At 66.6% G+C, this 13,917-nt stretch carries 7 protein-coding genes and 1 pseudogene; 4 read left to right on the top strand and 4 right to left on the bottom strand.

The window, feature by feature from the left end:
* Positions 1-435 precede the first annotated feature (435 nt).
* The 4 genes from WMF14_RS27430 to WMF14_RS27415 all read left to right on the top strand — a co-directional run bounded on the left by WMF14_RS27430 (position 436) and on the right by WMF14_RS27415 (position 8,079).
* The gene (locus WMF14_RS27430; RefSeq protein WP_437790751.1) at positions 436-3,255 is read left to right on the top strand and encodes a DNRLRE domain-containing protein; all 2,820 of its coding nucleotides are present in this window, start codon (positions 436-438) and stop codon (positions 3,253-3,255) included.
* 236 nt (positions 3,256-3,491) lie between these two features.
* Positions 3,492-5,342, top strand: a complete 1,851-nt coding sequence (gene asnB, locus WMF14_RS27425; protein WP_437790749.1) for an asparagine synthase (glutamine-hydrolyzing) — start codon at positions 3,492-3,494, stop codon at positions 5,340-5,342.
* A gap of 875 nt (positions 5,343-6,217) precedes the next feature.
* Entirely contained in the window at positions 6,218-6,880 is a 663-nt protein-coding gene (locus tag WMF14_RS27420; protein WP_437804309.1) for a pectate lyase, read from the top strand.
* Between the two features lie 428 nt (positions 6,881-7,308).
* Positions 7,309-8,079 carry a YbhB/YbcL family Raf kinase inhibitor-like protein gene (locus tag WMF14_RS27415; RefSeq protein WP_437804308.1) on the top strand — a complete coding sequence of 257 codons (771 nt, stop codon included), beginning with the start codon at positions 7,309-7,311 and terminating at the stop codon, positions 8,077-8,079.
* A 222-nt stretch (positions 8,080-8,301) separates the two neighbouring features.
* Here WMF14_RS27415 and WMF14_RS27410 read toward each other — a convergent pair whose 3' ends face one another.
* The 4 genes and pseudogenes from WMF14_RS27410 to WMF14_RS27395 all read right to left on the bottom strand — a co-directional run bounded on the left by WMF14_RS27410 (position 8,302) and on the right by WMF14_RS27395 (position 13,193).
* Positions 8,302-9,384, bottom strand: coding sequence for a sigma 54-interacting transcriptional regulator (locus tag WMF14_RS27410; RefSeq protein WP_437790747.1), 1,083 nt, complete (start codon positions 9,382-9,384; stop codon positions 8,302-8,304).
* Positions 9,385-9,436: 52 nt separating this feature from the next.
* Positions 9,437-9,724: pseudogene (locus WMF14_RS27405) on the bottom strand (sigma 54-interacting transcriptional regulator); the annotation flags it as partial.
* 870 nt (positions 9,725-10,594) lie between these two features.
* Positions 10,595-11,803, bottom strand: a complete 1,209-nt coding sequence (locus WMF14_RS27400; protein ID WP_437790745.1) for a lipase family protein — start codon at positions 11,801-11,803, stop codon at positions 10,595-10,597.
* Positions 11,804-11,867: 64 nt separating this feature from the next.
* Positions 11,868-13,193 (bottom strand): lipase family protein, encoded by a 1,326-nt coding sequence (locus WMF14_RS27395; protein WP_437790744.1) that lies wholly within the window; start codon positions 13,191-13,193, stop codon positions 11,868-11,870.
* Positions 13,194-13,917 lie beyond the last annotated feature (724 nt).

Here is a 13,917-nt window from a genome sequence, read left to right as displayed (position 1 = left end):
CACGAGCGCCAAGCGCCAAGCGCCAAAGGCCAAGCGCCAGCGCCGGGCGCCCATTCAGTGAGGGGCAGTGATGGCGAACGCGCGCTCGTCCGACAGTGACGACGGAATTCCATTGTGCTTTGAGCGCGCCCCGGCAATCGCTGCCCTCCGGCGTCGCTCAGAGACCGGAGGGGCGCTGCGCGCTGCGCGCTGCGCGCTGCGCGCTGCGCGCTGCCATCGACGCAAGGCTCTCCGATTTAAGATGATCTCTCATATCTGTTTTCGGTAAGATGGTAGCAGCGCATTCACGTCCGATGCGCTGATCGCGCAGGGTCTGAGGCGCGATGGGATCGTTGGCGTGACCGCGCCGGGAAGGCGCCCTGCTCGCCGCATGGCGAGCGTTCGTTGGAGGCAAGGCGGGATGAATCAGGAAGCACGGAGGGTGAAGCAGTGAAAATGAACCCCGGACATCTGGCCGCAGCGTCGGTGGCAGTGACGATGGCGTGGGCCGGCCAGGCGGCCGCCCAGTCGGTCATGAGGCAGCCCTATCTGCAGTCGTTGACGCCCAGCTCGGTCTACGTGGTGTGGACGACCGACGTGGGCACGAACAGCCGCGTGCGCTACGGCACCGATCCAGCGAATCTGACGCAGACGGTGGATCTCGGCGCGATCGCGACCCAGCACGAGGTGCTCGTCGGCGGGCTCACGCCGAACACCCGCTACTACTACAGCGTCGGTACATCGAGCGCGGTGCTGGCCGGCGGCTCCTCCTCCTTCTACTTCGAGACGGCGCCGCCCGTGTCCACGCCGAAGAAGTTCCGGGCGTGGATCATCGGCGACACCGGCTACGGCGGCACAGCGCCCTGGGCGACGCGAGACGCGATGCTGAGCGTCGTCGGCGCGTACCGCCCCAACCTGTTCCTGCACATGGGGGACATGGCGTACAACTTCGGCACCACCGAGGAGTTCACCAACGGCTTCTTCAATCAGTACGCAGCGATCCTTCGCAACACGGTCGTGTGGCCGACGTTCGGCAACCACGAGGGCCTGAGCTCCGACTCGGCGACGCAGACCGGTCCTTATTACACCGCCTACGTGCTCCCCGCCGCCGGGGAGGCCGGAGGGGTCCCCTCCGGTACGGAGGCTTACTACTCGTACGACTATGCGAACGTCCACTTCGTCGTGCTCGACGGCTATGGCTCCTCGCGTTACTCGACCGGCGCGATGGCGGACTGGCTCGCCGCCGATCTCGCCGCGACGGACCAGGACTGGATCGTCGCGTACATGCACTTTCCCATGTACACGAAGGGCACCCACGACTCGGACGAGGACTGGCTGACCATCGAGCACCGGGAGTTCCTCGCGCCCATCCTCGACGCGGGCGGGGTCGACCTGGTGCTCTCGGGCCATTCGCACAACTACGAGCGCTCGTTCCTCGTGGACGGCGCCTACGATACGCCGACCACGGCGGCCGGGCACATCGTCGACGGGCGCGACGGCAAGCCGCTCGGCGACGGCCCCTACGTGAAGCTCCCTGGCAAGGGGAGCCACGAAGGCGCGGTCCATGTCGTCGCCGGTCACGGCACGTACGTGGGCGGCTCTGGAGGCCACCCGCTCATGTACTTCAGCGAGGCGCAGAGCGGCTCGTGCCTCCTCGACGTCGAGGACAACCGGCTCACGGTGTCCAACGTTCGTTACGATGGCGTGATCACCGATCGCTTCGCGATCGTGAAGGGAACGGCCATCGACGTTGCGGCGCCCGACGGCGGGGAGCGCCTGCCGCCGGGCGGCATCTTCCCGATCCGCTGGGCGACCGTCGGGAACATTCCCTCCGTGCGGATCGAGTACACGACCGACGACGGCGCGACCTGGAACACGATCACGAGCAGCGCGGCCAACACGGGCCGCTACAACTGGGTGGTTCCCTCCATCGACACGGCGACGGCCCTCGTGCGCGTCTCCGACGCCGAGCACCCGCTGCTCTCCGACGAGAGCAACGCCGGGTTCACGATCCAGAGCCTCCCCCGCACGCCTGTCTACTTCGGCGATTACTGGGTTTACGACGACCTGGGCGTCGACCGGGGTACGGCCTGGCGAAACCTCACGTACGACGACTCCTCGTGGAAGGGCGGCTGGGGGCAGCTCGGCTACGGCGACGGCGGGGAGGGCACGACCCTCTACCGGGCCACGCCGTCGTATCCCACGGCCTACTTCCGGAAGATCATCCCGATCGACGGGCCGGTCGCGCAGGCGACCATGAAGCTCATCCACGACGACGGCGTCGTCGTCTGGCTCAACGGCACCCAGGTGGCCTCGAAGCGCGTGACCGGCACGGCCTACGGTGACTATGCGTCCGCGGAGTCGCGCGACGACGAGCTCACCACGGTGACGCTCCCCCCGAGCTCTTTCGTGGTCGGAAGCAACATCCTCGCCGTGATGGTGAAGCAAGCGGCCCCCAATTCGACCGATCTGTCCTTCGACATGGAGCTGACGCTCACCTATGCGCCACCTGGCAGCGGGAGCAGCAGCAGCTCGAGCTCGTCCAGCAGCTCGAGCTCGTCCAGCACGAGCTCGTCCAGCAGCACGAGCGTATCGAGCTCGTCCAGCAGCACGAGCGTATCGAGCACGAGCAGCGGCAGCTCGAGCGCGTCCAGCACGAGCACGGGCAGCGCCATGATGACCAGCGCGATGAGCGTGGGCAGCAGCGGGTCGGGCGGGGCCGGCGGCGCCGGCGGCGCCGGCTCCGGAGGCACGCCCGTGTGCAGGACCGTGCAGCGCGGCACCTTCGGCACGGTCTGGGACGCGACGCTCTGGTCGGGCTCGCCGACCTACAAGGAGGGGTCGTACCCGTCGATCTACACGGGCGGAGTCGGCACCGGAGGTTTCCGTGCAGCGCTCGTCTGGTTCGACCTCTCGTTCATCCCCGCGGGCGCGCCGGTCTACTCGGCTACCTTGACGATCAATCAGGTGTACAAGGCGGCGGTCACCACCGTTCGTCTCCACGAGGCCCTCGCGCCCTGGGGCGAGACGACCGTGAGCTGGAACAGCTACAACCAGAGCTGGGAGCAGCTCAGCTTCGCGTCGATCGTCACCATCAACGGCACAGGCGATCGGACCGCGGATCTCACCGACCTGGTGCAGGACTGGGTGAGCGGCGTCCTCCCGAATTACGGGTTCGTGATGGAAGAGGACGCGGCGGGGGCGACGCAGTGGCGGGCCAGCGAAGACACAACGGCGTCGCGCCGCCCGCGCCTCGAGGTCTGCTACGCACAGTGACAGCGCAGGGCGACGCCCCGGCGGGCATCGCCGGCCGGCCTCGTCGCCCCCTGCGCGTCCAGGATCTCCGATCCATCCCTGTTGAGCGCTGAGCGCCGCGCTGGCCAGCTCGGTTGCGCGGCCCAGCCGCACTGTCTACGCTCGTCCGCCGAACAGCGAGCGATCCGCGAGCGCCGCGGCGGGCTGTCGAGGCCCGCCGCTGGCGCGCGGCGGCGCTGAGAGGGAGGGGAGCGTCCATGTGCGGCATTGCTGGATGGGTGGACTACGAGCGCGATCTGACGCGGGAGCGCGATGTCCTGCAGACGATGACAGCGACGATGAAGCTCCGCGGCCCGGACGACGAAGGAGTATGGCTCGCTCCGCGCGCGGGCCTCGGGCACCGCCGCCTCGCCATCATCGATCTCGAGGGGGGCCGCCAGCCGATGATCGCCGACGAGGACGGCGCGCCGGTGGCCGTGCTCATCTACACGGGCGAGGTCTACAATTTCCGCGAGCTGCGCGGCGAGCTCGAGGCCCGGGGCCACCGCTTCAAGACCCACAGCGACACCGAGGTCGTGCTCCATGCGTATCTCGAGTGGGGCGCGGGCTTCCCCCGGCGGCTGAACGGAATGTTCGCCTTCGCCCTCTGGGACGTCCGCGCCGAGGAGCTCCTGCTCGTCCGGGATCGGCTGGGCATCAAGCCGCTGTTCTACCAGCAGATCGGCTCGGCGGTGCTCTTCGGCTCGGAGCCCAAGGCCATCCTCGCGAACCCGCTCGCGTCGCCGGTCGTGGACGTGGGCGGCCTGCGCGAGCTCCTCGCCTTCGTCAAGACGCCGGGGGCCTCCGTGTTCCGCGACATGCGAGAGGTCCGCCCTGGCCATGTCGTGCACGTGCGGAGGGATGGGATCTCCGAGCGCCGCTACTGGGCGCTCGAGTCCAGGCCGCACGAGGACGACCTGCAGGCCACGATCCGCGTGGTCCGCGAGCTGCTCGAGGACACCGTGGCGCGACAGCTCATCTCCGATGTGCCCCTTTGCTCCCTCCTGTCCGGAGGGCTCGACTCGAGCGCCGTGACCGCCCTCGCGCAGCGGGCGCTCAGGGCAGAGGGCGCGGGGCCCGTGCGCTCCTTCTCGGTCGAGTTCGCGGGGCACGCCGAGCACTTCACGCCGGACGCGCTGCGCAGCACGCAGGACACGCCGTACGTCGCCGAGGTCGCGCGGCACGTCGGGTCGGACCACGCGGGGATCGTGCTCTCCGCAGCGCAGCTGGCCGACCCCGAGGTCCGCGCCGCGGTGCTCCGCGCACGGGATGTCCCGGTCGCGTTCGGCGACATGGATGCTTCGCTGTACCTCCTCTTCCGCGCCATCCGGGAGCGCTCCACGGTGGCGCTGTCCGGCGAGTCGGCCGACGAGGTCTTCGGCGGATACCTCTGGTTCCACGACCCGGAGACGGTGGCGGCGGAGACGTTCCCCTGGATCGCCATGCGCAGGAAGATCCGGGGCGCGAGCGCCGCCTCTCAGCTGCTCGCCCCCGCGCTCCTCGCGCAGATCGACCTTCCGGGCCACGTCGCCGCGCGCTACCGGGAAGCCCTCGCCGAGGTCCCGCCCCTGCCTGGCGAGGACGGAGCGGAGCGGCGCATGCGGGAGATAAGCTATCTGCACCTGACGCGGTTCCTGCCGATCCTGCTCGACCGCAAGGATCGCATGAGCATGGCGACCGGCCTGGAGGTCCGTGTCCCGTTCTGCGACCACCGGCTCGTGGAGTACGTCTTCAACGCGCCCTGGTCGATGAAGACCTTCGATGGGCGCGAGAAGAGCCTGCTGCGCGCCGCGTCCGAGGATCTCCTGCCGCGCTCGGTGCTCGACCGGCGCAAGAGCCCGTATCCGTCGACGCAGGATCCTGCCTATTCGGAGCGGCTCCGAGGCCAGCTCGCTGGGCTCCTCGCCCGGAAGGACGCGCCGGTGCTGCCGCTCCTCGACATGGCCCGCGCCCGCGCCGTCGCCTCGGAGTCGGGAGGAGCGGTCGATGAGATCCTCCGGTCGAGCATGCATCAGGTGCTCCTGCTCGACGACTGGCTGACGCGTTATCGGATCAACCTCGCGCTCTGAGCCCCGCGGCTGGCGCCGGCGGCGAGCGCGACAGCGGCCGCGCCGGGAGGGCAGGGTCGCGCCGCCGAGCCGCCGGCGGGCTCATGTGTCAACCGCCGGTTGACGTCGTTGACGGCGGCCCATGACAGCGGCGAGCATGCCTGTTCGCCGAAGCGGGTGAAACCCTGTCCTTCAGCGGAAAAGTGCAATCATGGTGCCCTGAACAGCGGCCGCGGTCGATGGCGCGCTATGGCCCGGGCATTGCTCTCACGTCATGACAAGACATCACGAAGACATGGCGAGGACATGACGACCCGCGGGGGAGGGGTGCGGAGAGGGAGTGAAGGGTGGGGGTCGTCGGTCGCGCGCAACGTCAACGATTGAGGGATAACATCATGAGCTTGAGATTGACCTATGCTTTCGGTGCCCTGTTGTCGTTCGGTCTCGTCGGCTGCCTCGCGGCAGACGGCGCCGACCTGGATGTGGACGTGGACTCGGCGAGCGACGCGCTCAGCGCCGTCAGGATCGAGGCCGAGAACCAGAACTGGTCCATCTCGTCGGGCGACAAGATCGAAGACAACGCGGACAACGTGAAGCTCCGCGCCAACCAGAGCGGCGATACCTTCAAGTTCTCCGCGTCGGTCGCGTCCGGCACGTACAAGATCGTCCTTCGTTACGCCAAGCGGAACGTGTACGGCAATTACGAGCTCTCCGTGAAGGGATCGTCGGTGAAGTCCTTCGACGCGTATGGCTCCTCCACCGGCGACAGCTGGACGACCGCGACGCTCGGGGAGAAATCGCTCTCTGGCAACGTCGAGTTCGCGCTCACGTGCAAGGGCAAGAGCTCCTCGTCGTCCGGGTACGACCTGAAGGTCGACTACATCGAGCTCGTGCCGGTGGGCGGCGGCGACTCTGGCGGGAGCTCGGGCGGCAGCAGCTCTGGCGGCACCACGACGGCGGGGAGCGGCGGCGTCGTCAGCTCGACGATCGTCGTGAAGGCGGGCGAGACGTTCGACGGCGGCGGCAAGCGGTACATCGCCGACAAGAACACGCTCGGGGACGGCAGCCAGGCCGAGGACCAGAAGCCTGTGTTCAAGCTCGAGGACGGCGCGAAGCTGAAGAACGTGGTCCTCGGCGCGCCGGCGGCCGACGGCATCCACACGTACGGCAACGTCACGCTCGAGAACATCGTCTGGGAGGACATCGGCGAAGACGCCCTGACGGTCAAGAAGTCCGGCACCGTGGTGCTGAACGGCGGCTCCGCGAAGAACGGCGACGACAAGGTGTTCCAGATCAACGCGGCCAGCACGTTCAAGGTGTCGAATTTCACGGCGCAGAACGCCGGCAAGTTCATCCGGCAGAACGGCGGGACCGACTTCAAGGTCGATGTCTTCATCGACCGGTGCGACATCTCGAAGATGAAGGAGTCCATCTTCAGGACGGACAGCAGCAGCAGCAGCGTGACGATGACGAACACCCGCTACAGCGGCATCGGCAAGGAGCTCTTCATGGGCGTGAGCTCCTCGAAGATCACGACGTCCAACGACACGCAATACTGACCCGGCGGACGTCTGGCTGTCCATGGCCAGACGTCGCGCCACGGCGAGGGGACGGTCCGCGGCGTGCTCCGGAGGGACGAGCGCTGGCCGGCCGAGCTCTCGCCGCATCACCAGGGCCGGCGCGTCCTAGCGGGCGCGCCCGAGCGCTCTGGCGCGGTGTCAAGGGTCAAGGAGACTCCGCTCCGGATCCATCGCTCCGGCGGAGTGGCGAGCCGCTCGGAGCGGTGCGTCGTCATGAGAACGTTCACATTCTCTTAGCGATTGCCTCCATCGCTCACCACTCCGGAAAACTACCGCAATATTGCGGATCTTTGTCACGAGGGGAAGCGACTGCCATCGCGGTAGGAACGCCGACGTGGCATCATGCGCCAATGCGTACCATTACGGATAGGCTCACACGTAGCGCTCGATACCTGGCCTTCGTGGCCATGCCATTCGCCATCCTGAACTGCTCCAGCAGCGATCCCGATGAGTCCGGGAACGGCGGGGGCACGACGACGAGCACCAGCTCCCAGAGCGCCAGCAGCGGCAACAGCAGCAGCAGCAGCAGCGCCAGCAGCTCGAGCTCGAGCGGAGGCGAGCCCGCGACCACCACGACGTCGGGGGCCGGGGGCAGCGGAGAGGGTGGCTCGGCGGGACAGGGCGGGAGCGGAGAGGGCGGCTCGACGGGAGATGGCGGCAGCGCGCCCTCCGAGGACTTCGCGCTCGCGAGCACCAATCACGCGGAAGGCGCCAAGTTCGCCGACAAGTACACCTGCCAGACCGCCGGCTTCCAGAACAGCGTCATGCCGGAGCTCCACTGGACCCCAGGGCCTGCGGGCACGAAGAGCTACGCCATCACCTTCATCGATGTCACCCTGGCGCACGGGACACCGTCGCAGGCCAACGGCTATCACTGGGTCCTGTACAACATTCCTGCCACCACCACCTCGCTGCCCGAGGGGTTCAAGCAGGCGGACGCGGCGCAGCTCGGCGCCAAGCAGAACTCGAACTACCTCGGGCCCTGCCCCAATTTCGGCAGCACCACCGGCACGAAGACCGACACCTACGAGTTCACGATCTACGCGCTCGCCGAGGACTCGATCACGATCACGGGCACCGGCACGGCTGCAGTGAAGGACGCGGAGACCAAGCTCGAGGCGAAGCACCTGGACAGCGCGAAGCTCACCGGCACGTCCAACGCCGCCTCGACGCGATGAATCGGTAGCGGCGTCGACGCCCGCGGGGGCCTTGCGGCCGCAGGACGGCGCGAGGCCCCCCGCGCTCGCCGCGCGATAACGCTCGCTCTTTCGTTCAGCGGTGTGAATGGGGACCGAGATGTTGGTCCCCGTCGATTCGCGGGGCAACCTCGTCATTGCGCGAGGGGCGCCTCGATAACCACCCTCGTTTTGTGTGACTGCGGGGCCCATCGCTGACCGGGTTCAGGGGGCCGTGGTGCGGTTCACGCCGAGCCGCTTCATGCGGCTCTGCAGCGTGGTGGGCGGCAGGCCCAGGATCGCGGCGGCCCCGCCTTCACCGTAGATCCGCCCGCCGGTCGCGCGGAGGACCCGCTCGATGTGGCGGCGCTCGTTCTCGGCGAGCGATACCAGCGCTTCCTCCCCGCCTCCCGCGCGACGCCCGCGGCGGAGGTGCCGCGGCGGGTGCCCCGCGAGGCCCAGATCTGCCCCCTCGATGACGCCGGAGGTCGCGCGGATGGCGCCGCGCTCCAGCAGGTTCGAGAGCTCGCGGATATTGCCTGGGTAATCGAGCTGCTGCATCGCCTCGAGCGCCTTGTCCGACAGGCGCAGCTCCACCTTGCCCACGCGCGGACCGATCTCGCGCAGCAGCGCCCTGCACGGCCTCGGGAGATCACAGAGGCGCTCGCGGAGGGGGAGGAGCCGGAGCGGGAACACCGAGAGCCGGTAGTACAGATCCTCGCGGAAGCGCTCCGCGGCCACGGCCGCCTCGAGATCGACGTGCGTCGCCGCGACGACCCGCGCGTTCACCTTGACGCGGCGCTCGGCCCCGACAGGCAGGACCTCGCCCTCCTGCAAGGCGCGCAGCAGTTTGCCCTGCAGCTCCAGCGGCAGCTCGCCGATCTCGTCGAGGAAGAGCGTCCCGCCGTCGGCGGCCCGGAAGAGCCCGGGGCGGGCGCGATGGGCGCCGGTGAAGGCGCCGCGCTCGTGGCCGAAGAGATCGCTCTCCAGGGTGCCCGAGGGCAGCGCCGCGCAGTTCACGGGGACGAAAGGGCGCTGCCGGCGCGGGCTCTGCTCGTGGATGAAGCGGGCGAGGCGCTCCTTGCCCGTGCCCGTCTCGCCGACCAGCAACACCGTCGAGTTCGTCGAGGCCACGAGGAGCGCCTGACGGGCGAGCTCTCGCACCTGCGGGTCCGCGCTCCCGCTGAAGACGCCGGCCTCCTCGGTGATCTCCCCGATGCGGCGATCGAGCGCCGCGGCGCGCTCCTCGCTGGCGAGGCTCCTGCGCGCGAGCTCTTGCCCCTGCCGGACGCAATGGAGAGAGCGCAAGGAGGCGCCCGAAGACCTCTGCGAGGTCGACCACGTGGCGCGGGTAGTCGACGCATTCGGCGCGGTCGAGCGACATGATCCCGAAGACCTCGCGCCCCGTCACCAGGGGCACCACCATGCACGCGTGGCCGGGCGGGAAGTCCAGCACGCCGTCGAACGGGTCGCCGTCGCCGTGGGTGTGCTCCTGCTCGGTGAAGACGCGGCAGCGGCGCTCCTCGATGGCCATCCGAATCGAGGGGAAGGCGTCGAGCCGGAGCCTGTGCCCGCGCACCGCCGGGCTGACGAGCGGCCCGCGCGCGGCCCGCGCCCGCAGCTCGTCGCCCTCCAGCTCGAAGACCACCGCCAGGTCGTACGGCGCGATGCGGCCCAGCCACTCGCTGTCGTTCACCGCCCTCGACGCGCCCTTCGATCGCTACCTCGCCGGCGACCCAGCGGCCCTCTCGGACGCGCAGAAGCGCGGCGCGCTGCGCTTCTATCGGCGGGAGAGCTGCTCGTCGTGCCACCGCGGGGGGAAGCCGACGGATTTCGGCTTCCACAACGTCGCGACACCGCAGGTGGGCACGGGCAAGGGAGACGAGGCCCCGCTCGATTACGGTCGCGGGGGCGAGACGGGCAAGGTCGACGACAGCTATCGATTCCGCACGCCGGCGCTGCGCGACATCGAGCTCGAGGGGCCATGGATGTACAACGGCGTGTTTGCGACCCTGGAAGCCACGGTCCGCCATCACCTGAACCCGGCGGCGTCGCTCGGCGCCTACGATGACGGTCAGGTCGAGCCGGAGCGCGAGGGGACGTACCAGGACGACCGGGCGATCATCGACGAGCTGCTCGACACGGTCGACCCAGAGCTCGCGCCGGAGGGCGATCCGCTCACGGATGCGGAGGTGGCCGATCTCATGGCCTTCCTCTAGGCGCTGACCGATCCCAGCTCGCTCAACTTGCACCACCTGATCCCGGAGAGCGTGCCGAGCGGGCTGCCCGTCGACGATTGAGCCGCAGGAGCCGCGGCTGCTCCCGTCATCGCGTCCGCCATTCTGCCGATTGGCGTTGACAGAACGGCTCCGGCGCGAGCCGACGCTGCTCCAGGAGCTCGAGCCCGTCGCGACAACGTATCGTGCGTCAACGGCTTGCGCGGAGCTAAGCGGCGAGGTGCCTCGACTCGGCGCAGATCCCGCGCTGGGATCCAGGCATCGTGCTCGCGAGCCGATGTTCAGATCACCTCGGAACCGTGCGCAGGCTGCTGGGACGTGCGCAGGTAGTTGAGCGGCGAGTGATCTCCCCAGGAGACACCCAGAGGTATCCAGCCGATAAATGGAATGCCTATGAGTTGCTTCCGTAACAGTGCCAGGATGCCAAGTGCATTGCTCATTGCAAACGTGTGCAGCTGCCTTACGACGCTGCCCCGGCGCACCCAACCGGTATCGCTGGACGCGTACTCTTTCCCGATGTGGAAAAACTTCCCCGTGGTCTTGGGGGGCATGCGCGGCACGAGATCGTTGCCATAGATGTGTCGAAAGACCATTGGTCCGAGTTTTTCTTCAAAGTGTGCACGGAAGCCCGCGTCGCCCACCATGGGCTGCCCATAGGTATAGATACCGCGCAGTTTCTCACGAAGCGGTTCGAAAAGTGGGTCAGACCAGATGAGCGCCGCGGCGAGGACAGCGAGTGCGCCGCCGAGGCTATGACCGGTGATGTAGAGCGCCTTCAGCCTGTCCTGTCGCTCGGTCATGAATTGCGAAGATCCCGCGCCCGGGGGCTCCGGCGCACCTCCTCGCTCGGCGACCGGCTCAGCGCAGCCGATGCCTCGCGGGTCATCCTCGGAACGCCTCTGGATCATGGCACCCGGCGAGCGTACGGCATCGCAGATGGACTGGCCGCAAAGCGCGTGCATCAGCAGCTTGCCGAGCATGGGCCAGAGCGTGAGGAGCCCACGAAGGAACCCGCCATGGACCCTTCCCATCGACATGAAAGGCTCGGGAGAGACGCTCGCGTCGGCCAGCCAGTTGACCACGTTCTGTAATCCCGTTCCACGAAAGCATAGGATCGCGACCTTCCGATCTTCGCTCTGGATGAGGTACGCGATCGTGTCGATGAACAAGGCTGGGTTCGTGTTGGTGATGCCGACCGTTTCATGCTTTGGCATCAGGCCGCGACAGTGCATCACCCTGGACAAAGTGTCGATGTCGGAATATGCCCACGCCGACGCAGTGCAGAGGATATTGGATACGTGGTAGTCATGGAGTGTGGGATCCACGGTGAGCAAGCGATCCATGTTCGCCTCTCCCGGTGGTGATCCCCAGGAACTGACGCCACAAATGTCCTCGCTGTAGATGTGCTCCATCCCTCGTGTGAGCTCACCTGTCTCCGGTATGTCGGGATTCTCCTCGCGATCGACCACCCGGATACAACGGATCTTCATCGTCAACCTCCTGCCCTGTGCGGCTCACAGCGAGCAGATTCGGCGCCGCAGCAACCGGTGGCATTCACAGGAGCTCGCTTCCAGGCGCCATCCTTTGAGAGACGCGCAAGTAGTTTATTGGGTAGTTCTTTTGTAAGAGTTGCCTCGGGAATTGAACCCGTGGCAAGATCGCCTGGATCGTGAACCCCCAAAACGGTATGGTGCTGGAAGCTTGCGGTGCCAGGTACACGCCGATGATGCCGCCAGCGGCAGTGTTGTTGATATATATGGTCATGAATTTCAGTATCAATTTGAACGACATCGGCAGGAGCGTGGTTAAGGGTGCCCAGCCTGCCTCGGACGGGATGAGTGTCTGCCCAAGGGGCCAATACAGACGACCGATGAAGTTCTTTGGTCGATAGAATTTCAATAGTTCTATCGGTGACCATATCTTTGTGGGCAAGTTTATGGGTAGGTAGGTGACAAAGTCGTCGAGGTCAACATGTCTAAAGATCTTGGATCCGAATCTCGGCTCAAATGTGCGAGCAAAATCGCGATCTCCGACATTGGTCTGTCCGTATGTGTAGATGCCTTGCAGTTTTCTTCTTATGGAATGTAGTGTGGGGGTCATCTCGATCAGCGCTGCCGCGAGGACGGCGAGAGCGCCGCCGATGCCGTGGCCGGTGATGTACAGCGCTTCCAGCTTGTCGCCGCCCTTGTCCATGGGAGACGGGAGGATTCGACTCAAACTGTCGGCGTCCAACGCCTGTTCAGGGAGTTGTTGGGGCGGTCGACCATAACGCGTGGCTTCCTCGACGCAGCTGTGCGCCCTGGATTTTGCTCGCATGGCAGCGTCGCAAATGGATTTTCCTTTGCATGCATGCATGAGCAAGAACTCGATCAGCGGCCACAACGACAGGATGCTACGGTAGAGTCCGCCGTGTACGCGACCCATTGACATGAGCGGTTCTTGTGAATCCAATTGAAGCAGCGAGTCGATGGCGTTCTTTATCTCCGCTCCGCAGAAGCACAAGATCGCGACTCTCCGATCCTTGCTTTGGGTGAGGTATGCTGTTGTGTGCTCGAACAGGACGGGGTTGATGTTCGTGATGCCGACGGTCTCGCTTCCGCGCATGGATCCGCGACAATGCATCACCCTCGCGAAGGTGTCGATGTCGGAATATGCCCATGTTGATGCGATGCATAGGATGTTTGCGATGAGGCGATCGTGTTCCCCTGGTTTTGTCTCCAGGAGCCGCTGATATCCTCTGTTCTCGCGTAGGGGTCCCCAGGGGCCACGGCCACAGATTTTGTCCTCGTCGATGCCGTCGCTCCTCGAGCCGCGCTGGCCTGCGACGATTGCGCTCGGATCCTCTGCGTCATCATCCATGCGGATGCCTTTTATGTCCATGCCCCACCTCGCGATGTCTCGGGTTAGCCGCTGTCGGGGCCGAAAGCGGGCGTCCTCGGACGCGCCTCGTATGGCGCCATCCGCTCCGGCCACACAAGCCCCTTCCACACGCCGGCTAGCGCATTTCTCTACGGTACCACTCGCACTTTGCGATGCAATTGATGGCAGCGAAGGCGAGCGGTTGTCGAGATGCCTGGCTGTTGGCGGCGCACCTCTTGTCGATGACCGCCAGTTCGCAGTAGCTCCGGGAGCATGCTCATCGCGCATGGCGCGTCGTCGACGTGACGCCGACGTGTGATGACGTGATGGACGTCCTGCCGGACGCAGCAGGGCACGGCCTTCGCGATGGCCATCCTGGACGGGATGCGACACCGCCTGCGAAAGGTATTCGCTCTGCCGCCGAGTCTCTGGAGGAGATAGGCCACGAGGTGCGCCCCCGGGGTGCACATCTGCCGCGCACTCCATCTCGGGCAGAGGCCGCGCCCGTCGCAGGAGAGAGGGAACAGGAGACCCTGACTCAATCTGTTCACCACCATCAAGCCTGTGCAGCAAGGCAAGCGCCTGGGTGAGCTTTATCGGGATCTCATGAACACTCGCTCTTCCACCGGCGCGCCTAGGTCGTCACACGCCTGCGGAGCGTGGGTGTCGCGCTGTGGACAGCGATCGCTTCAGGTCCCCTCCATGCCCTGGATCTCTCCACGCGACGCGGTGCTGGCTGCCGAGG

Source organism: Sorangium sp. So ce693 (genome assembly GCF_051521375.1).
Lineage (GTDB): Bacteria > Myxococcota_A > Polyangia > Polyangiales > Polyangiaceae > Sorangium > Sorangium atrum.
This window is presented reverse-complemented; position numbering and strand designations above follow the sequence as displayed.

Coding starts and splice junctions, on each gene's coding strand:
- WMF14_RS27415 (WP_437804308.1), top strand. CDS start 7,309: ATGCCATTCGCCATCCTGAACTGCTCCAGCAGCGATCCCGATGAGTCC.
- asnB (WP_437790749.1), top strand. CDS start 3,492: ATGTGCGGCATTGCTGGATGGGTGGACTACGAGCGCGATCTGACGCGG.
- WMF14_RS27395 (WP_437790744.1), bottom strand. CDS start 13,193: ATGGACATAAAAGGCATCCGCATGGATGATGACGCAGAGGATCCGAGC.
- WMF14_RS27430 (WP_437790751.1), top strand. CDS start 436: ATGAACCCCGGACATCTGGCCGCAGCGTCGGTGGCAGTGACGATGGCG.
- WMF14_RS27400 (WP_437790745.1), bottom strand. CDS start 11,803: ATGAAGATCCGTTGTATCCGGGTGGTCGATCGCGAGGAGAATCCCGAC.